20 protein-coding genes are annotated in these 20,025 nt (G+C 66.3%); 8 read left to right on the forward strand and 12 right to left on the reverse strand.

Going from position 1 to position 20,025, the window contains the following annotated elements; all coding sequences use genetic code 11:
- The first annotated feature begins 244 nt into the window (after nt 1–244).
- A complete protein-coding gene (locus tag QX132_RS05695; RefSeq protein WP_315811716.1) occupies nt 245–1,366 on the forward strand; it encodes a hypothetical protein in 1,122 nt (373 codons plus the stop codon).
- A gap of 52 nt (nt 1,367–1,418) precedes the next feature.
- Here QX132_RS05695 and QX132_RS05700 read toward each other — a convergent pair whose 3' ends face one another.
- The 3 genes from QX132_RS05700 to QX132_RS05710 form a co-directional block, all read right to left on the reverse strand.
- Complete coding sequence (locus QX132_RS05700) at nt 1,419–1,937, reverse strand: nucleoside deaminase (RefSeq protein WP_410052849.1); 519 nt, start codon at nt 1,935–1,937, stop codon at nt 1,419–1,421.
- Between the two features lie 271 nt (nt 1,938–2,208).
- Entirely contained in the window at nt 2,209–3,345 is a 1,137-nt protein-coding gene (locus tag QX132_RS05705) for an MFS transporter (RefSeq protein ID WP_315781879.1), read from the reverse strand.
- A 31-nt stretch (nt 3,346–3,376) separates the two neighbouring features.
- Entirely contained in the window at nt 3,377–4,201 is an 825-nt protein-coding gene (locus QX132_RS05710; protein ID WP_316160347.1) for a DeoR/GlpR family DNA-binding transcription regulator, read from the reverse strand.
- A 71-nt stretch (nt 4,202–4,272) separates the two neighbouring features.
- On the opposite strand from QX132_RS05710, the gene QX132_RS05715 reads away from it, so the two are divergent.
- From QX132_RS05715 to QX132_RS05735, 5 genes are all read left to right on the forward strand, one after another.
- Nucleotides 4,273–5,205, forward strand: a complete 933-nt coding sequence (locus QX132_RS05715) for a 2-dehydro-3-deoxygalactonokinase (RefSeq protein ID WP_316160348.1) — start codon at nt 4,273–4,275, stop codon at nt 5,203–5,205.
- Between the two features lies 1 nt (nt 5,206).
- Nucleotides 5,207–5,848, forward strand: coding sequence for a 2-dehydro-3-deoxy-6-phosphogalactonate aldolase (locus tag QX132_RS05720; protein WP_315738529.1), 642 nt, complete (start codon nt 5,207–5,209; stop codon nt 5,846–5,848).
- Between the two features lie 95 nt (nt 5,849–5,943).
- Nucleotides 5,944–6,579 carry a phosphatase PAP2 family protein gene (locus tag QX132_RS05725; protein WP_316160350.1) on the forward strand — a complete coding sequence of 212 codons (636 nt, stop codon included), beginning with the start codon at nt 5,944–5,946 and terminating at the stop codon, nt 6,577–6,579.
- Nucleotides 6,576–6,923 carry a DUF3147 family protein gene (locus QX132_RS05730; RefSeq protein ID WP_315811719.1) on the forward strand — a complete coding sequence of 116 codons (348 nt, stop codon included), beginning with the start codon at nt 6,576–6,578 and terminating at the stop codon, nt 6,921–6,923. Before QX132_RS05725 ends, QX132_RS05730 begins: the two co-directional genes overlap by 4 nt.
- Entirely contained in the window at nt 6,923–7,423 is a 501-nt protein-coding gene (locus QX132_RS05735) for a DUF3147 family protein (protein ID WP_316160352.1), read from the forward strand. The genes QX132_RS05730 and QX132_RS05735 overlap by 1 nt, the downstream gene beginning before the upstream one ends.
- Here QX132_RS05735 and QX132_RS05740 read toward each other — a convergent pair.
- Nucleotides 7,404–10,058, reverse strand: coding sequence for a flavin-containing monooxygenase (locus QX132_RS05740; RefSeq protein ID WP_316160354.1), 2,655 nt, complete (start codon nt 10,056–10,058; stop codon nt 7,404–7,406). The two genes, QX132_RS05735 and QX132_RS05740, sit on opposite strands and share 20 nt — an antisense overlap.
- A 289-nt stretch (nt 10,059–10,347) precedes the next feature.
- Between QX132_RS05740 and serA the strand changes: the two genes are divergently transcribed.
- Together serA and QX132_RS05750 are read left to right on the forward strand one after the other, a co-directional pair.
- Nucleotides 10,348–11,595: a phosphoglycerate dehydrogenase gene (serA, locus tag QX132_RS05745; RefSeq protein WP_315738525.1), complete on the forward strand. Its 1,248-nt coding sequence runs from the start codon at nt 10,348–10,350 to the stop codon at nt 11,593–11,595.
- 21 nt (nt 11,596–11,616) lie between these two features.
- On the forward strand, nt 11,617–12,096 hold the full coding sequence (locus QX132_RS05750; protein ID WP_315738524.1) for a TOBE domain-containing protein: 480 nt from the start codon (nt 11,617–11,619) through the stop codon (nt 12,094–12,096).
- Here the strand turns inward: QX132_RS05750 and QX132_RS05755 are convergent.
- From QX132_RS05755 to QX132_RS05790, 8 genes are all read right to left on the reverse strand, one after another.
- Nucleotides 12,005–12,427, reverse strand: coding sequence for a LysR family transcriptional regulator (locus tag QX132_RS05755; RefSeq protein WP_315738523.1), 423 nt, complete (start codon nt 12,425–12,427; stop codon nt 12,005–12,007). The two genes, QX132_RS05750 and QX132_RS05755, sit on opposite strands and share 92 nt — an antisense overlap.
- The gene (locus QX132_RS05760; protein WP_315772023.1) at nt 12,424–13,014 is read right to left on the reverse strand and encodes a DUF2478 domain-containing protein; all 591 of its coding nucleotides are present in this window, start codon (nt 13,012–13,014) and stop codon (nt 12,424–12,426) included. Before QX132_RS05760 ends, QX132_RS05755 begins: the two co-directional genes overlap by 4 nt.
- Nucleotides 13,015–13,025: 11 nt before the next feature.
- Nucleotides 13,026–13,886 (reverse strand): xanthine dehydrogenase, encoded by an 861-nt coding sequence (locus QX132_RS05765; RefSeq protein WP_315772025.1) that lies wholly within the window; start codon nt 13,884–13,886, stop codon nt 13,026–13,028.
- Between the two features lie 205 nt (nt 13,887–14,091).
- A complete protein-coding gene (gene modC / locus QX132_RS05770) occupies nt 14,092–15,189 on the reverse strand; it encodes a molybdenum ABC transporter ATP-binding protein (RefSeq protein ID WP_315738520.1) in 1,098 nt (365 codons plus the stop codon).
- Entirely contained in the window at nt 15,186–15,875 is a 690-nt protein-coding gene (modB, locus tag QX132_RS05775) for a molybdate ABC transporter permease subunit (protein WP_315738519.1), read from the reverse strand. The genes modC and modB overlap by 4 nt, the downstream gene beginning before the upstream one ends.
- A 12-nt stretch (nt 15,876–15,887) precedes the next feature.
- On the reverse strand, nt 15,888–16,655 hold the full coding sequence (gene modA, locus QX132_RS05780) for a molybdate ABC transporter substrate-binding protein (protein ID WP_315772031.1): 768 nt from the start codon (nt 16,653–16,655) through the stop codon (nt 15,888–15,890).
- A gap of 258 nt (nt 16,656–16,913) precedes the next feature.
- Complete coding sequence (locus QX132_RS05785; protein ID WP_315796738.1) at nt 16,914–18,479, reverse strand: amidase family protein; 1,566 nt, start codon at nt 18,477–18,479, stop codon at nt 16,914–16,916.
- Between the two features lie 28 nt (nt 18,480–18,507).
- Nucleotides 18,508–19,926, reverse strand: coding sequence for a M20 family metallopeptidase (locus QX132_RS05790; protein ID WP_315776021.1), 1,419 nt, complete (start codon nt 19,924–19,926; stop codon nt 18,508–18,510).
- Between the last annotated feature and the right edge of the window lie 99 nt (nt 19,927–20,025).

Genomic DNA, 20,025 nt, shown 5'->3' on the forward strand with positions numbered 1-20,025 from the left:
CGGGGGGCTTTCGGAAAAACTTCTGCAATGTGAAGCGGCAAGATCGGAATTTGGGAGCATCGCGGCCGCGGCCAATCGTCCCATGTTCAGGCCAGCATCTGCTGTCGTCGCCGCTGCAATACGGCGGAACCTTGATCAAACTGCGGGCAAGTCCTGGAGAAAGTTGAGGCTTCTCCAGCCGGTCGAACGGCGCAACTGTGCATGCAAGTCGGGAATCGGCGCTTGTCAACTGGGGGTGTTCTGAATGTCGTTACGTCAAACAATCGCGGCGGCCGTCGCGCTGGGCGCGGTAGCGCTTAGCTCAGTCGGTGTCGCAGGGGCTGCTGACCTGCCCGCCAAGGCGATCGCGAAGAAGGCTCCGGCCGAGGTGCCGTTCTTCCTCGTCGTCGATAATCGCGTCAGCTACTCCTACATCTTCAATGCCAGCCAGCCTGGTGCATGGAGCGTCAACGGCAACGGCACGTTCAACGCCAAGACCGCCAAGCAGGTCTATTCGTTCACCCATTTCGACGTCTGGGGTTACGGCACCAACTTCTTCACGATCTCGCTGTTCAAGTCGGACCACAACGACCCGGCGGGGCCCTGCACGCAGACCGGCGGCATCGTCTCGCCCAACGCGGGCTTCGCGTTCACGCCGGCGAGCTGCGCCGGTGCGACCGAGATCTACGGCCTGTTCCGCTCGACCTTCGGCTGGAACCAGATCTTCAACACCAAGGCCTTCACGGTGGGGCCGCTGCAGAACATCTCGTTCGAAGTGGGCATGGATGCCAATACCGAGAACCGCTACTTCGGCGCGGCCAAGCGTGACGTCGTCGCCGGTCTGCAGTTCGCGTTCAACCTGCCTTACAAGGGCTACTTCAACGTCGCTCCCTTGATGTACTGGGAGTTCGCCAACCACAACTCGTTCTCGCAGTGCGGCGCCGGCTGGTCGAACCCCTGCATCTCCGACGGCAACACCTCGTTCAAGCCAACCTGGGCCGTCGAGACCAACTACTACATGGATCTCGGTTTCCTGCCTGAGAGCATGCAGTTCTTCTCGATCTCGGGTCGCGCCGGCTGGTACGGCAAGAAGGGCACCGATACCGAGCCGCTCCCGGCCAGCGTCGCGAACGGCGTCTATCCGACCAAGGTCGAGTTCAACTCCGAGCCGATCCGCCTGACCTTCGATGCGTCGAAGGCGATGTGGGGTGAGAAGCAGAGCCACATGATCGACGTCTGGGTGGCCTATCGCTACTGGCAGAACAAGTTCGGCCTCGACCACAACAACGCGGTCGGCTGTTCCGTCGCCGGTGGCGGCGGCACCCGCGTCGCCACGGGCGCTTGCACCGAGTCGTCGCTCTACTCGGGCGTGACCGTGAAGTTCTGATACGGATCGAAGCACTCGAAGAGGGCGCCGCGGCTCGGTCGCGGCGCCTGCTTCATTTGTCCCAGGCTCCTTCATGCAGCGCCGCGGCTTCCTCCTCCAACAAGGGGCCGACAATCTCGGTTGCGCGCTGGCCGCTCGCGAACACCTCGCGACAGGGCAGGTCGAGCGTCGGGTTCTCCGGATGGTTGCCGGTAAGGTCGCGTAGCCGCCGCTCGCTGAGGCCGTAGACCACGCGTCCGATGCCGGCCCAGTAGATGGCGCCCGCGCACATCGCGCACGGCTCTGCCGACGAATACAGCGTAGCCACAGCTCTGATCTCGGGGGCAATCGACGTGCAGGCCTGCGTCGCGACCAGTCGCTCTGCATGCGCTGTGGCATCGCGCGCTGGCAGGTAGCCGTTTTCACTTTCGATCAGGACCCTGCCGTCAGCATCGACGAGAATGGCGGCGAACGGGTGATTGCCGTGTGACATCGAGCGGAGGGCGACAGCGAAGCTGTGGCGCAGGAAATGCGCGTCGCGCGCCTGTGTGTCGGCAAATCCGTCTTCGTCCGCAGGGGCCTCGCCAGCGATCTCCACTAGACTGCTCCGCTGTCTGTCCGGCGATCCTGAGCCGTCCGGACGAGCTTCGCAAGGGAGGCGATGTCTGCAACCTGCGTTGCGGGGCGGCGCACGAAGCGGGGCAGGCGGGCAGGCTACGATGGCCGCGAACGCGGATTCCAGGATTGCCGTCTAGGCCGCGCCGACGATGATGAGAATGAGAGTAACGATATTGGGTGCGCGTCCGATTCTGCTCTTGGCTGGGGCATGAGATGCGTATCAAAGCCAAGCACCGGGCTCGTTCCTAATTTGGCGCAGCTACGACGCGTGGTGCGCTCAGCAGCACAATGACGAGCAGTGCGGCCAACATCCAGAACGCGGCCGGCAGGCTGGTGGCCGCGGCGACGAAGCCGATGCCGGCGGGCCCAAGCAGTACGCCGGAGTAGCCGGCGGTGGTGACGGCGGCGACGGCCAGCCCGACCGGCATCGCTGTCTGCGCGCCGGCCCGGCGGAACAGCACCGGGACCAGGTTCGATGCACCCAAGCCGATCAGCGCGAAGCCGGCCATGGCAGCAACAATCCAGGGAACCGCGAGCAGCACGACGAAGCCGGTGATCGCGATGACGCTGCCCCCCAGCAACGTCGCGCGATCGCCGATCCGTGCAACCACGGCATCGCCGACGAGACGCCCGGCGGTCATTGCGATCGAGAACATGATGTAGCCCAGCCCGGCTTGCGCGGCCGGCAGGCGGCCCGACCCGGCGAGCAACAGCGCGCTCCAGTCGAGCATCGCACCCTCGACCAGGAACATGATCGCGGCGAGCGCCGCCAGCAGCAGCACTGCGCCGTGAGGAAGCACGAGCAGAGGGCCCGATTGCGCCGGTTTGCTCGCTATCAGTCGTGGGGCAGCCACGGTCATCGCGGCCAGGGCGAGCGCACAGCAGGCGAGCGTGCCGAGCAGCGGCGCGACATCGAACGCGAGCAGCGCAGTCATGACGCCGGAGCCTGCGAAGCCGCCGATGCTGAACTGCGCGTGGAAGCCGGACATCAGCGGACGCTCGCTCAGCCGCTCGACGTCGATCGCCTGGATGTTCACGGCGACGTCGAGCGAGCCGAGCGCCGCGCCAAAGGCGAACAGCGCAAGCCCGAGCGTGGCTGGCGTTGAGGCGATCGTCAGCGGGGGCAGCAGCATGCTCAAGGCGATGCCGCTGACGATGACGACGGGCTTGCTGCCGTAGCGGGCGCTCAGGAGACCTGCCGCCAACATCGATGCGACCGAGCCCACGCCGAGCGAGAGCAGCAGCAGCCCGAGCGTCGCATCGTCGACCCCCAGCCGCTGCTTGGCGAACGGCACCAGCGGCGCCCAGCAGGCGATGCCGAAGCCGGCGACGAAAAAGGCCAGGCGTGTCGCGAGCCGCGCCGCGCGGTGATCCGAACTCATCTGGAAGATTCCTGAAACTCCGAAGGCGCCGTCATCCGGGCGGGGTGGCGGTCATGATGGTAGCTCCCGCCCGTCTGAGCAGGGCGAGTCGGGCCGCCGGCGCATCATGCTCGACGGTGAGCTGGCTGATCGTCTTGGCGCCGGCGATACGGTGGGGGGCTCGGGTCTCGAGCTTGTCGTTGGTGACCATTGCGACGCTGACGCGGCTCAGCGACAGCAGCGTTCGCTTGAACGTTGCGTCAGTCGGATCAACCGCGCTGATGCCGCCTTGCGCCGATACAGCGCAGGCGCCGATGAAGCAGCGGTCGATGTTCAAGCGCTGTACCTGCATGATGGCGTCGGCGTCGACACAGCCGCCGACTGCGGGGTGAACGGAGCCGCCGATCACGATCAACTGCAGGTCCTGCCGATGCAGCACGGTTGCGGCAACGTCGATGGCGTTGGTCGCGACGGTGAGATCGAAATCATCGGGCAGGACTTCAGCGAGGGCGAGATTGGTGCTGCCACTATCGAGGAAGAGAAACTCCCCACGCGCGATGCTGCGGGCGGCCGACCGGGCGAGCGCCAGCTTGCGTTCGCGATCTTGCCCGATACGCGCCGCCATCGGTGCCATGCCGCCGGCGATGGGCAATGCGCCGCCGTACACGCGGCGGCAGCGTCCTTCGGCGGCAAGCGCGCGAAGATCGCGCCGGATCGCATCCTCGGAGACGCCGAATTCGTCGGCGAGGGCGGTCGCGATGACCGCTTGCCCCGCAGAGAGGCGGCCGGCGATCTGGTCGCGGCGCGCCAGTGGAAGGTCTGACATGCCGCTTGTTACCATGCATGAACAAGAATAACAACGTGCATAATCGTGCATGATGCAATTTGTTGTTTGCGTGGCCCGCCCGGCGTGCCATTGCCAGATGTGGAAGTGTTCGGGAGCAGGATGTGACCGCCGTCTATTCGTCAGCAACGCCGGCCTTTGTCGCCGTCGACTGGGGAACCTCCAGTTTCCGTGCCTGGCTTATGGCCGGAGACGGGACGGAGCTTGCCGAGAGCCGGGGTGGCGAGGGCATGCTGCATTGCGCGACATCAGGCTTCGCGCCGGTGCTGCGTGATCATCTGGCGAAGCTTGCCGCACCGGCCGATGTTCCGGTGCTGATCTGCGGCATGGCCGGCGCGCGGCAAGGCTGGGTCGAGGCGCCGTATCTGCACACGCCCACCCGTCTGGATGCGCTGTATGCCGGAGCGATCAGTGTCGACGCCGACCGCGACGTCAGAATTCTGCCGGGACTGGCGCAGGTTCGCGCGGACCGGCCGGACGTGATGCGCGGCGAGGAAACCCAGCTGCTCGGAGTCACCGAGCCGGATTTCACCGGGATCGTCTGCATTCCGGGCACCCACAGCAAATGGATCCGGATCGATGCCGGCGCGGTGATCGACTTCGCCACCTACATGACCGGTGAGCTGTTCGCGGTGGTCTCTCAGCACAGCATCCTGATGCATGCCGTCGAACCGGAAGCCTCGACCGTCGAGCACGACACGGCGTTCCGCGAGAGCCTCGCGGCGGCGCTGGCCGCGCCGACGGCACTGACGAACGCGCTGTTCCGGCTGCGCGCGGCGCAGCTCCTCGGCTTCGAGCGGCGGTCCGATGGAGCTGCAAGGCTCTCCGGGATTCTGATCGGCAGCGAAATCGCCGATGCGCGCGCGCGGTTCGGCGCCGAGCTTCCACTCCGGTTGATCGGAGCGGGCCGGCTCGGCCGCCTCTATCGCGAGGCGCTGGCCGCTGCTGGTTTCGACGTGAATGAATGCGATGCCGAACAGGCGTCACGCCGCGGCCTGCTCAAGGCCGCGCGGCAGATCTGGGGAGCGCGTTTCTGAAATGACACAGTCCGTCGCCTGGCCGCATGTGAAGCGGTCGCTCGTTGCGATCCTGCGCGGTATCAAACCCGACGAGTCCGAGGCCATCGTCGATGTCCTGATCGAAGCCGGTTTCGAGCTGATCGAGGTTCCTCTCAACTCGCCGGAACCGTTCGTCTCGATCGAGCGTCTGGCATCTCGGTTCGGCAAGGACTGCCTGATCGGCGCAGGAACGGTCGTCAATGCCGCGGATTGCGTGCGCGTTGCGGAGGCCGGCGGGCGCCTGATGGTCAGCCCGAACGTCGACGTCGAAGTGCTGGCGACGGCGCAGGCCTATGACATGGTGACCATGCCCGGGGTCTTCACGCCGACCGAGGCCTTTCTGGCTTTGCATTGCGGCGCCTCGGCCCTGAAATACTTTCCGGCGTCAGTGCTCGGTCCGTCGGGGATTGCAGCGCAACTTGCAGTCCTGCCGAAAGGCGTCGTGGTCGGCGCCGTCGGCGGTGTGTCGGACAAGACGCTCGCCTCCTACGTCGCCGTCGGCGTGTGCGCCTTCGGTCTCGGCTCGAGCCTGTACAAGCCGGGCATGAGCGCGAGCGATGTGCGGGAGACAGCTCGAGCCTCGGTCGAGGCGTATGACGAGGCTATTCGCGGTCAGGGCTGAGCTGGTAACTCGTGACAGTTTCGTGACTGTTCCCGAAACCCGTTGTGAGGGCTCGGCGTTGTAGGTGAACATATTGTTCGTCCTTCGCAAGTGCCATGATCCGCGCCATCGGGAAGAAGATCACACCGGCAATTTCGGTGCCCTTTCGCAAGCAAAGTTCCGCCACGGCCATCCACGTCGAGCCGACCAAGGCGGACCGCATCATTGCGGACGTAGCTGCACGAACCACGGAGCCGTGGCTGCAAAAGCTCGCACGCGGCCTCGCGTGGGGTGCGGACGAGAAGGTGTGGTTGGCCCTGACATCGGTGGCTTGGCTGGTGACGCGCGGCCAAAGCAGCCGCGTTCGCGCGACGACCACTCATGCATTGCTGGTCACGGTTGCGGCTTCGGCTCTGCCGCATGCCTTGAAGGCGATCTTCGATCAGACCCGGCCGGATCGCACCACCTTGCGCGGCCATCTCCACGGCGTGGCGCCGTCCGGCCATGCACAGGACGCCTTTCCCTCGGGACATGCGCTGCACATGGGTGCGCTCTACTCCGCCGCCGGTCCGCTGCCGGCACGCGCAAGGATTGCGGTGAGGAGTGCTGCCGTCGGGCTCAGCATCACGCGCGTGATGCTGCTTGCGCATTGGGCCAGCGACGTCGTTGTCGGATTCATGCTCGGCGCTGCCCTCGAGCGCAGCTTGCGCCCGTGGACCGGCTACCAACCACCGGGAGCAAGCCGGACATGACCGAATACGTCATCCGCTTCCTGATCGGCGGCGTCATCGTTTCGGCATTCGCGATGATTGGCGACGGGCTGCGTCCGAAGAGCTTTGCCGGATTGTTCGGAGCCGCGCCCTCGGTTGCGCTGGCGACGCTTGGCATTGCGATCGTCACACATGACGCCGCCTACGCGGCGGTCCAGAGCCGTTCGATGATGTTCGGCGCCGTCGCGCTCTGTCTCTACAGCATGATCGTGTGCCAACTGCTGATGCGGCTGCATCTGCGCGCGTCGACTGCGAGCCTGCTCGCGACGGTCGTCTGGCTGGTGGCGGCGCTCGGACTCCAGGCGGTCTTCTCCGGAGGCGCGTGATGCTGATCCGCATCTCGCCCTCGGCGCTGAAGGACGGCAAGTGGCACGAATATGTCATCCGCTTCGCGCTGGGCGGCGCCGCGACAGCCGCCACGGGGCTCATTGCCAAGGCCTTCGGTCCTGCGATCGGCGGCCTCTTCCTGGCATTGCCCGCCATCTTCTGCGCCAGCGTCACCCTGATCGAGGCGCACGAGATCAGGCGCAAGCGCCAACAGGGATTCTTCGGCGAGCGGCGCGGACGCGAAGCGGCTGCGCTCGACACCGTAGGCGCGGTGCTCGGCAGCCTCGGCATGCTGGCGTTCGCGGCCGTATTCTCCACGCTGGTTCAGTTAAGCGTCGCGACCGCCTTCGCCGCCGCAACAACGGCGTGGCTCGTCGTCTCGGTGACAGCGTGGGCGATCCGACGCAAGCTGCGCGTCGCAGCAACGGCCCGCAAGGTTGCGGGCCGTTGTGATACTGCTCGGCCGCAGCCTCCGCTGGTCAGCTCGCGGCGGCGTTGATCTCCAGCGATTCGCCTTCTTCCGCAGACGGGGTGAACGCCTGCAGCGCCTCCGCCATCCGCATGCGGCCGCCGACGCCGGTGATGACGACGTCGACCATCATGAACGACGAATGGAAGTGGCCGTGCGCCTTGAGCTGTCCGACCGGCACGCCCGCGGCGGCGAGGGCTTCCGCATAGGCAATCCCCTCGTCGCGCAGCGGATCGAACTCGCAGGTGACGATGTAGGCCGGCGGCAGGCCCTGCAGCTTGCCCCGCAACGGCGATGCGCGCGGATCGGTGCGATCCGCCGGCGAGCAGTAGATGTCCCAGAACCAGTACACCAGCGACCGCGTCAGGAAGTAGCCGGTCGCATTCTCCGTGTAGGACGGACGATCGAAGCTGCAGTCGGTGGCCGGGCACAGCAGCAGCTGGCCGCCGATATCAGGCCCGCCGCGATCTCGCGCGAGCTGGCAGGTGACCGCAGCGATGTTGCCGCCGGCGCTCCACCCTGCCACCAGCACCGGTCCCTCGCGTCCGCCGAGCTCGGCGGCGTGCTCGGCCACCCAGCGCGTCGCCGCATAGCCGTCCTCAGCCGCCGCCGGGAAGCGGTGCTCGGGCGCATGGCGATAGTTCACGCTGACGAAAATCATGTTGGAGCGGCGGCACATGTCGCGGCAGAACGGATCGTCCGACTGCTCGTCGCCGAGGACCCAGCCGCCGCCATGGAAGTACACCACGATCGGATGCGGGCCGGGCGTCGCCGGACGATAGAGCCGGTAGGCCAGGGGACCATCAGCGCCGTGCAATGTGCCATCCTTGACTTCGCCAACGGGACGTCCAGGCGGCCTCGTCGCGTTGAATTGCGCGACGAATTCACGGGCGCCGGCCGCGCCCATTGATTCGATCGGCGGCAGGTTCATCTCGGCCAGCATGTTCAGCACCAGCCGGACATCCGGCTGCAGCCGCACGATCTCGCCGTCATTGCATTGGGACGCGCCGTTCGGACCTGACAGCTTGAAGCCGAGCATGCCGCGGCTGACGATCTCGTTGCAGATGCCGCGATAGGGGCCGACGCCGCCGGTGTAAGGCATCAGCGTCTGCGGCTTGCCCGGCACGTTGGCGCCGGTGTACCAGGTGTTGGCGAGCCGGTGCAGCGTCACGGTCGCGCAGTCTGCCATGTGGCGGGCCCAGCCGGCCTGCGCGGTCTCCGTGGGCTCAATGGTGGTGAAGCCGTCCTCGCGAAGGGTGATGAGACGGTCGACCACCCAGTCGACATGCTGCTCGATCGAGACCGCCATGTTCGACAGCACTGACGGGCTGCCGGGACCCGTGATCAGAAACAGATTGGGAAAGTCCGCGACCGTGAGTCCGAGATAGGTTTGCGGTCCGTTGGCCCAGACATCCTCCAGTGATTTGCCGCCGCGCCCGGTGATCGGATGCACGGCGCGGATCGCACCGGTCATGGCGTCGAAGCCGGTCGCGAACACGATGACGTCGATGTCGAAGCTGCGCCTGTCGGTCTTGATGCCATCAGCGGTGATGGATGTGATCGGCTCCTGGCGCAGATTGACCAGCGTGACATTGGGGCGATTGAACGTCTGATAGTAGTTGGTGTCGAGGCAGGGGCGTTTGGCGCCGAACGGATGGTCATGGGGCGTGAGCGCAGCAGCGGTCTCGGGATCCTTGACGATCTCGTGGATCTTCTCGCGGATGAGATCGGCGAGCAGCGCGTTGCCGTCGGGGTCGACGCCCTGGTCGGCCCAGAGCTGCGTCAGCATGCCGACGAGGTCGCCAGAGGCCCACAGCTTCTCGAAGCGCTCGCGGCGCTCGGCCTCGCTCATCTGCCAGCTGAACTCGGTGGCCGGTGGAATCGGCACGCCGGTCATCGACCAGCGCGCCTGCTGGCGCAGCCCGTTGCGATCCTCTGCAAGCTGCGCGGCGCGATCGGCCGGGAGCGGACCATTGTGCGCAGGCAGTGCGAAGTTCGGCGTGCGCTGGAACACCGTGAGCTGCGCTGCCTGCTCGGCGATGATCGGGATCGACTGGATGCCGGAGGAGCCGGTGCCGATCACGGCCACGCGCTTGCCGCGGAGGTCGACGCCGTCATGCGGCCAGCGGCTGGTGAAGTAGATTTCGCCCTTGAAGTCGTGCACACCGTCGATTTCCGGCGGCTTCGGCTGCGACAGGCAGCCGGTCGCCATGATGTAGTGGCGGCAGGAGACGGCGGGGCCCTTGTCGGTCGTCAGCAGCCAGCGCTCCTTGGCATCATCCCAGGAGGCGCCGAGGACGCGGGTGCCGAAGCGGATGTCGCGGCGCAGATCGTAGCGGTCGGCGACGAAGCCGAGATAGCGCAGGATCTCCGGCTGGGTGGCGTATTTCTCCGACCATTGCCAGGCCTTCTCGAGCTCGGGATCGAAGGTGTAGCTGTAGTCGACGGTCTGGATGTCGCAGCGCGCGCCGGGATACCGGTTCCAGTACCAGGTGCCGCCGACGTCGTTTGCGGTGTCCAGCGTCACGGTCGAGAAGCCCGCCTTGCGCAGGCGGTGCAGCAGGTAAAGCCCCGCAAATCCGGCACCCACGACGGCGACATCGACCGTCTGCGTTTCACCGGCCGACACCTCCGACGCGCGTGTCTCGACAACCCCGTCTGACATGCTGACCTCCCGATGATTTTGTGATTGGAAGAAAGGCTAGCTCTGCTCGCATGGTTTGTCAGCAGCCAAAACAGCGATCTCCGGTTGTTGCAGTGCAGGCCGTGCGGTGCGGAAGGTATGCCAGGCGCTGATTTTGCATCGCAGGCCAAAATGCCGGTGCGGAGTGGACAAGACCCTGGGAAAGCGACAGAAAGCGTTCCTGCCGCGTCGCATTCACCAAGTTTCAACGCATCGCGACTGTAACAACCGCTACACTGCGACACACCCACGACTGAATCAGGCCAGGCCCATGCCGCTATCGCTGCCCAAGCAAAAGATCCGCGTTCTGCTCCTCGAGGGCGTGAACGACTCGGCCGTTCGCATGTTCGAGGCCAATGGCTATACGGAAATCGAACGGCTGCCGAAGGCGCTCGGTTCGGCGGAGTTGAAGCGTATGCTGTCGGGCGTGCACATGCTTGGCATTCGCTCGCGCACGCATCTCACCGCCGACGTGCTGCAGGCCGCCGACCGGCTGATGGTGGTCGGCTGCTTCTCCGTCGGCACCAACCAGGTCGATCTCGATGCCGCGAAGCGGCTCGGCATCCCCGTGTTCAATGCGCCCTATTCGAACACCCGCAGCGTCGCCGAGCTGACGATCGCCGAAGTCGTGATGCTGATGCGCCGAATCTTCCCGCGCTCGGTGTCGGCGCATGCCGGCGGCTGGGACAAGTCGGCCAATGGCAGCCGAGAGGTGCGCGGCAAGACGCTCGGCATCATCGGCTATGGCAACATCGGCTCGCAGCTGTCGAACCTCGCCGAGGCCATGGGCATGCGGGTGATCTTCTTCGATCTCACCGACAAGCTCCGCCACGGCAACACCGAGCCGGTCGAGAGCCTTGATGAGCTGCTGGCGATGAGCGACGTCGTGTCGCTGCACGTGCCGGAGACGCCGGCGACCGCCAACATGATCGGCGAGCGCCAGATCCGTCACATGAAGGACGGGGCCTATCTGATCAACAATTCGCGCGGCACCGTGGTCGACATCGAAGCGCTGGCCAGCGCGCTGCGCGAGGGCAAGCTCGCCGGCGCCGCGGTCGACGTGTTCCCGGCGGAGCCGGCATCGAACGCCGATCCGTTCGTCTCGCCGCTGCAGGGCCTGCCCAACGTGATCCTGACCCCGCATGTCGGCGGCTCCACCGAGGAGGCGCAGGACCGAATTGGTGGCGAGGTCGCGCGCAAGCTGATCGACTATTCCGACGTCGGTTCGACTTTTGGCGCCGTCAACTTCCCGCAGGTACAATTGCCGGCGCGCCCGACCGGCACGCGCTTCATCCATGTCCACCGCAACGTGCCGGGCGTACTGCGCCAGGTCAACGAGGCGGTGGCGCGGCACAACATCAACATCCTCGCGCAATATCTTCAGACCGATCCCGAGGTCGGCTATGTCGTGCTCGAAACCGACGTGGTCGGCGGCGAGGGCGAGGCGCTGCTGTCGGAGCTGCGCGCGGTGGAAGGCACGATCCGCGTTCGCGTCCTGTATGATCACGACCGGCCTTGAGGCCGTGGAGGCTGCTGCGCGATGACCGGCCAGTCTGCATCGTCTTCAGCCTCGTCCGTCGTTCTCAGCACGACGGTTCCCGCGCGCGTGCTGCGCCATGATCCGCAATATGGCATGTCGACGCTGTTCTTTGCCGATGGCGAGTTGCGCGTGCCGATGGTGGACGCGGCGATCGACGCCGGCGTCTCGGTGACCATCGAGGCCCGCGACGTCTCGATCGCGCTGTCGCGGCCGATGGACGTGTCGATCACCAACCGGCTGCCGGGCCGGATCGAGCAGATCCTGCCGCTCGAGCCGCCTTACGTGCGCGTCACCTTCGATCTCGGCGCGACCAGGCTGCATGCGCTGGTGACGCTGGAGTCGGTCGAGCGGTTGGCGCTGGAGCCGGATCTGTCCGCCTGGGCGATGATCAAGAGCGTCGCGATCGGACCCGGCGCGGTTCGGCCTTCGGAGCTGCCTCGGCCGCGCCGCTGGCCCGCTTCTGATAGCGGGGATCCGTAGCCTTCTGCAGCTCGCCGAGCGCGGCGGCCGTTGCGGTGCGCGTGCGCCGCTCCATCGAGCGGTACAGCGCGATCAGCCGCTCGCCGAACGGCGTGATCTCCGCGCCGCCGCCCCGGCGCCCCGGATGAGTCTCGAACACCGGCGTCTCGAAGGTGCGGTTGAGCGCATCGACCATCAGCCAGCATTTGCGGTAGGAGATGCCGCTCGCGCGCGCGGCGCCGAGGATCGAGCGCTCCCTCCGGATGATATCGATCAGCAGCAGATCCTCCGGGCACAGGCTGCCGCCATTGCCGAAGTTGATGGTCAATGCGATTTGAGCTTCGCGCTTCATCCCATTCCGATCCGCTCGCGTTGAGAGCCAACCATGTCACGGGTGGCTCGCGATGTCACCCAGCGGCCGTACCGCGCCTCGATCCAGCCCGGTCGGCGCGCGATATCGGCGTCAATGTGCTCGGCGAACGCGCCGGCAAAGCGCGTCCACGCGTCCATCATCGCCGGTGAGACCGCCGTGATGACCGGGAGGCCGGCTGCGATGGCGGAGCCGAAGGCATCGGCAAGGCCACCTCCTGCCGCTTCCTGCTTGCCGAACTTGCTGAGGATCACGATGTCGGTGCCCCGCGAGATCGACTGCTGCACGGCGGCGCAGGCGAGCACGAGGCCCTCCGGGTCGAGATTGCAGGCCTGCGACTCCGGGCCGAGATCCTGAGAGATCGCGAACACGCGGCCATCGTCGAGGCTGCGCAGCATCATGGCCTTGCACGGCCTGGCCTTGTCGGCGCTGCTCTCGATCACGCCGGAGACACGCAGGCCATTCTCCGAGAGCCGCTTGGCGAAATCGCCGAGCATCTCCTGGATCACGCTGGACGCTGCGCCCTGCAGCGCCACGATCTGACAAGTCCCGACGTCAGCGACACCCATGGCAGTCCTCCTCATACGTTGGCGGAGACGCGGCCCGCCTTCCGACCGGTTTGCATGATCTGGTGAAGGGCCGCGACGACGCTCGCCGCGATAGCCTGTCCGCGCTCGTCCATGCCGGTCCAGGCGGCTTGACGGCCGCGCGGATCGATCTCGAGCAGCTTGACGTTGGCCGGCACGCGTACGCCGTCGCGGGCGATGCCGCGCAGCGCGCCGTCGAGCGGTGCGAGCACCGGCGTGCCGCCGAGCGAGCCGAGCTGCAGGCCCTTGTAGACCCGGGTGCCGATGTCGAGCGGGGTGTGCCAGACGGCCTCCTGGTCCGAATAGACGAAACGCTCGCGGCCGGCGCCGCCGAGATCGCGTGCCTTGCCGTCCGCATCGCGCGTCGTGCCATGGGCCAAGATCGTGCCGGTCTCGCGGGGATGAGTCTCGATCGCGACGTCGCAATTGTGCCCGATCGCGAAACGCGGCCCGATGCCGACGGCGATACCGGCGACGCCGCGCAGATCCGGCGTCACCAGATGCTTTTGCATGCGGGCGTCGACGATGACGGCCGGATAGCGGAAGGCGATGATGTCGGTCAGATGCATCCCGGTCACGGCGGCCTGGTCTGGCTCACGGTGAATCCGCACGACATCGGTGATGCTCTCGGCGCGGGAGCCGATCACGCCGTCGAGGTCGCGCATCTCGCCGAACAGGACATCATGGAAGGCCATGCCGCGCCGGATCACCGGCGGAAAGGCGTCATGGCATAGTACGACCGCGAAGCGGGCATGATTGAGCTTGGCCGCGACGGCGGAGGCGATCTCGTTGGTGCCCAGCACCAGCGCAAGCGGCTTGGGCGCGTTCGGATGCCAGGTGACGGCGGCTTTCATGCTGATGACCTCTTGTTGCGAGATCCAGGTAGCAAGCACCGGGCCAGACGATGTCCTGCCGCTCAACTCGTTCATTGCATTGACGAAATCAAAGCGCCTGCCGCTTTGTCTCATCCGAAGTTGTATTGTTTACGATATAACATGAGGGGGGCTATTGTCACGTATGCAACATCGCGCGATGTTGCCGAAGGCCAGGTGTTTGGATTCAGGCGATAGGCTCTTCGCGGCGGACGAGCGCGACACCCTTGACCTGGGCATAGACCGCAAGCCCCGCCCGCAGGCCGAGCTCGTTCCACGAGCGCTGGGTGACACGCGTCAGCAGCCGCGCGCCGTGACCATCCTCGCCGAGTCCGAGCAAGGCCGTGACGCGGTGGTCCGACTGGCTGCGGATCTCGAGTATTCTGGCGCGGAGCACGTTGACGATGGTGCTGCGGCTCGGCGTTTCCAGCGCGAGACTGACGTCGTCAGCGAGCACGCGCAGGCGGCGTCGCGCCCCCGGCGTGAGGGGCTCGGCCGGGAGCAGGAACTGGCCGCCGGGGACTTCGAGTGTCGCCATGCCATCGGCCGTATCCTGGGCGGTGACGGTGGCGTCGAGGCTCACGGCGGCGTCGCGCGACAGCGCGAGCGGCAGCGACAGGTCGGCCTGCAGCACGGACAAGGGGCCCGAAGCCAGGACCGCGCCATTGCGCATCAGCACCAGCTGATCGGCAAGCCGCTCGACCTCAGCGAGGTCGTGGCTGATATAGAGGATCGGCAGGTCGAGGGCGGCGTGCAGCCGCTCCAGATACGGCAGGATCTCATCCTTGGTCATCTGGTCGAGCGCCGACAGCGGCTCGTCCATCAGCAGCAGCTTCGGTTGGCTGAGCAGCGCGCGGCCGATCGCGACGCGCTGCCGCTCGCCGCCGGACAGGTGGCGCGGCGAGCGGTCGAGCAGCCGTCCAAGGCCGAGCAGCGCGACGACCTCGTCGAAGCCGATCGCGGCTGCGCTGCTCGAGCCGGGATGGCCGTACATCAGGTTGCGGCGGACCGAGAGGTGCGGAAACAGATTGGCTTCCTGGAAGACGTAGCCGATCGGACGCTGATGCACGGGACGAAAATGCTTTTCGTCCTGCCAGACCTCGCCGGCGACGGAGCACAGCCCGCCGGCGAGATGGTTGAGGCCGGCAATGCAGCGCATGACCGCGGTCTTGCCGCAACCGGACGGACCGAAGATCGCGGTCACGCCGCGCGCCGGAACCTCGAAGCGCGCGTTCAGCTCGAAGCGACCGAGCGTGCCGTGGAAATTGACCCTGACCGTGCTCATGACGCGCTGCGCGTCATCTTCTTCTCGATCAGCATCATCGTCAGAATGACGCAGAACGAGAACACGACCATGCCAAGCGCCAGCACGGAGGCCTCGGTCCATTGCGAGGTCTCGACATAGTCGTAGATCGCAACCGAGAGCACCTTGGTCTTGCCGGGAATGTTGCCGCCGATCATCAGCACCACGCCGAACTCACCGACGGTATGGGCGAAGCCGAGGATGGCGCCGGTGAGAAATCCGGGGCTCGCCAGCGGCACCGCGATGGTCCAGAACACGCGCCAGGGTGAGGCGCGCAGAGTGGCGGCCGCTTCCAGCGGCTTTTCGCCCATGGCCTCGAAGGCGTTGCGGATCGGCTGGACGACGAACGGCATCGAGAACAGGACCGAGCCGATCACCAGGCCCGGAAAAGTGAAGGCCAGCGTGCGCGCCCCCCAGAGCGAAGCCAGAGCGCCGCCCGGACCGCTGGGGCCGAGCACGACCAGCAGGTAGAATCCGAGAACCGTCGGCGGCAGCACCAGTGGGATCGCCACCAGTGCCGCGACCGCCTCCTTCCACCACGCCCGCGACCGCGCCAGCCACCATGCGATCGGCGTGCCCACGATCATCAGGACGATCGTCGCGAGCGCTGCCAGTTCGAGCGTCAGCCGGATCGGTTGCCAGATATCGGCGGAGACGTGGAGGTTCATGAATCCTAATGCTCAGGTGCCCGACTTCGGATCCAGAGCATAGCCGAACTTTTCGATGACCGCACGGGCTGCCGGGGTCTTGAGGAAGGCCAGGAATGCGGTGGCGGCCTCGTTGCCGGCGGACGCCTTCAGCAGCACGGCATCCTGGCGGATCTCGCCGTAGAGATTCTGCGGCACCAGCCAGCGCGAGCCGCCGGCGTTCGGCATCAGCTGCGACAGCGCGACGAAGCCGAGCTCGGCATTGCCGGTGTCGACGAATTGGTACGCCTGCGAGATCGTGTTGCCCTGGACGATCTTGGGCTGGATCGTCTCATAGAGCTTCAGCGCCTTCAGCGTCTCGACCGCGGCGGCGCCATAGGGCGCCGCGGTGGGATTGGCGATCGACAGCTTGTTGAACGCGTTCGCCTTCAGCGTTTCCTCGCCTTTCACCGCGTTGGGGTCCTTGCTCCACAGCACGAGCTTGCCGATGGCGTAGGTGAAACGGCTCCCGGCGACGCCGAGGCCCTCGTCGACCAGCTTCTTCGGCCGTTCGTCGTCGGCGGAGAGCAGGATCGCGAACGGCGCGTTCTCCTTGATCTGGGTGTAGAACTGTCCGGACGCGCCGAAGCTCATCACCAGTTCGTGCCCGGTCTTGGCCTTGAACAGCGCCGCGATCTCCTTGGCGGGCTCGGTGAAGTTGGCGGCCACGGCGACGTTGGCGCTGCCGGCGAACGCAGTCGCGCAGGTCAGAAGAATGGCCGCCGCGCACAGAGCGGCGGTGAGGGAGCGTGTCGATCTCATCGCATTGTCCTTGTTCATATCCACCGAGGCGGGTTCGTTTCGGTGAATTGCAAGTCCCGTTCCGACGCATGGGCCGGTGCCGACGCCAAGCTATATCCATTCGTATACATCAAAATAGACAGGTCGGCCAGTTCCCGTCAACCCGAGGCGATCTCGAGCGAACGCGATGCGCGTCAGTGTTCGACTTTCGACAATCGATGCCGGGCAGTGTCGGAAACATGACGGCCCGAGGACCTCGATCCTCGGGCCGCAGCGGGACTAAACCATCCGTTCCCAGAGCTGCCGCACCAGCATTCCTGCACGCTTCTCGATTGCTGCGGCGGCATCGAGCGCGAGGTCCTCGCGATAGCGGCCGGCGATCAGCTGCACGCCGATGGGCTGGCCGTTGTGGACCGTGACCGGCACGACGGCGCCGGGCAGGCCGAGCACGTTGATCGCCGAGATGAAGCGGATCTCGTCGAAGAAGATCTCGCGCACACGCTCGGGGCTGATGGTGTCGTCGCGCGGACCGGGCGTCGGCTTGACCGTGGTCGGCGCCAGCACGATCGGGTAGTCCTCGAAGAACAGCTGCCAGGCACGGATATGCGTCGAGCGCTGCGCCGTCGCGTTCATCCAGCCGGCGAGGTCGAGCATCTCGGCCTTGGCGCGCATCCCGCCCCAGGCCTTGTGGAAATCCTCCGACGTCACGGCCAGCATCTTGGCTTCCTGCATCACCACCACCTCGTTGGTGATGATGTCGCACCAGGTTTGCCAGACGCCGGAGATGTCGGGGACCTCGACCTCGCTGACCCGGTAGCCCGACCGCTCCAGATGATCCGCTGCCTGCCGCAGCGCCGCGTGCACGGACGGATCGACGTCCATGTCGTCAGGGATCTTGGCGAGCGCGACCTTGACCGGCCGCTTGGGCTCCACGCCTTCCAGTGGCGCTGGCACCCACCACGGATCGCGCGGATCGCGCCGGCTCATCACCTCCAGCGCCAGCCGGACGTCGGCGACGCTCCGCGCCAGCGGCCCCTGCGACGACATGAGATGTGCGAGCATCGGCCGCTCGGCAGCAGCGCTCTCGTTGTAGGCGGGGATGCGGCCCTGCGTCGGCTTGATGGTCACGACGCCATTGCAATGCGCCGGCCAGCGCAGCGACCCACCGATGTCGTTGCCATGCGCGATGGTGCCGATGCCCGCCGCGACCGCGGCTCCGGCGCCGCCCGACGAGCCGCCGCAGGTGATCTCTGGATCCCACGGGTTCAAGGTCAGCCCGTGCAGCGGGTTGTCGGTGAAGCCGCGGAACGAGAATTCCGGCGTGTTGGTGAGGCCGAGCACGATCGCGCCGGCCTGCTTCAGGTTGCGCACGACCGGCGCGTCCGACGGCGCGATGATCCCCATCTGCGATGGAACGCCGTTGGGATTCGGCCGCCCCTCGTAGTCGACGTTCTCCTTGATCGTGACCGGCACGCCATGCAGCAGGCCGCTCTTGTCGCGCGCCTTGTCGGCCGCACGCGCAGCCTTCAGGGCGTCTTCGGAGAGATCGACGACGACGGCATTGAGCTTCGGATTGACCTCATGCATGCGCGCGAGATGCGCCTCGGTCACTTCGACCGAGGAGACCGCGCCGGCGCGGATCGCAGCTGCCGTGTCGACCGCCGACCACTGCCAGACCGGTCCTTTCGGCAGCCGCGGTCTTGGCGCGGCTGCCTTCGCTTGTGGCCTGTGCTGCGGCTTGGCCTCCACGGGCTTCTTGTTGGCCGTGGCGGTCACGGCCGCGCGCTTCGGAGCAGGCTTGGCGGTCTTCGCCGCCGGCTTCTTCTTTGTTGCCGTTTTCGCCATTGTGTTCCCCCCCCCCAAGGTTGACGTTTCAGGCGATCGACATCATCAGCGGCGGCTCCACTTCGGCAGGCAGCGGGCTGACATAAGGTGTGCGCATCGTCCGCTTTTTCAGGTCGGCCTTGGCAGCTGCAATCAAGGCGGGTTCGTTGAGCGCCTTGATGCCCAGGCCGGCCATGGCCTTGGCAGCCTGCACCATGGCCTTGTGCGCGGCTGGCGTCTTGCCTTGCGCGACGACCTGCCAGGTGTGGAACGGCGTGCCGATCGCTACCGTCGGTGCATGCACCTGCACCGTCGGCACCACCCAGCTGACGTCGCCGACGTCGGTCGAGCCGATCTGCGGATTGCGCTTGGCATTGAGCGGCACCAGGAAGTCGGCCAGCGGCTTGTCGGTCGGGTCCAAGCCGATGCTGTAGTAGACCGAGGCAATGTCCTTGTCGGTCAGGGTCGCCTGGATCTGTCCGGCGAAATCCTTGTCGGTCGCGTCGAAATGCGGCGGGCCGAGCTCCTCCATGATCCCATACAGCGCCTCTTCGAGCGGCGTGTTGGGCAGGATGTTGGAGACCGCGGAGATGATCTTCATCTCCACCTTGGTCTCGGTCATCAGCGCCGCACCTTGTGCGATCTTGTGCACACGCTCGACCAGCTCGTTCATGCCGGGCAGGTCTCGGGCACGGATCGAGTAGCGCACCCGTGCATGCGCCTGCACGACGTTGGGCGCGATGCCGCCGGTGTCCAGCAGCGCGTAGTGCACGCGGGCGTCGCTCGGCATGTGCTCGCGCATGTAGTTGACGCCGACATTCATCAGCTCGACCGCGTCCAGCGCGCTGCGGCCGAGATGGGGCGAGGCGGCCGCATGCGAGGTGCGTCCGGTGAAGATGAAGTCCGCGCGCGTGTTGGCGAGAGAGGGCGTCATCACCACTTCCCAGAAGCTCGACGGATGCCAGGTGATCGCGATGTCGGCATCCTCGAACGCGCCCGAGCGCACCATGAAGGCTTTTGCGGCGCCGCCTTCCTCGGCCGGGCAGCCATAGTAGCGCACGCGACCGGGAACCTTGTTGGCGGCGAGCCAGTCCTTCACGGCGGTGGCCGCGAGCAGCGCCGCCGAGCCCAGGAGATTGTGGCCGCAGCCGTGGCCATGGCCGCCGGTCTCGACCGGACGGTGCTCCGCAACGCCGGCCTCCTGGCTGAGGCCGGGCAGGGCGTCGTATTCGCCCATGAAGGCGATGATCGGGCCGCCTTCGCCCCATTCCCCCATCAGCGCGGTCGGGATTCCCGCGACCTTCTCGGTGATGCGAAAACCCTGGTGCTTCAACTCGGCGAGGTGTTCGGCGGACGAGCGGGCCTCAGTGTAGCAGACCTCGGGCATGCTCCACACCCGGTCGCTGAGCTCGATGAAACGGGTCTTGATCGCGTCGACGCCGCGCCAGATCTCGCTGCGGTTGTCCATCTCCGGTCCTTGTCCTTTGCTGCCGATGGGAAGCCGATAGAGGTATCAGCTAAGTTCCCGGGCGCCTAGCGATCCCGGGCGGGAGCAGCCATGCGGCAT

It is taken from the genome of Bradyrhizobium sp. SZCCHNRI20481, from assembly GCF_032485055.1.
Classification (GTDB): Bacteria; Pseudomonadota; Alphaproteobacteria; order Rhizobiales; family Xanthobacteraceae; genus Bradyrhizobium.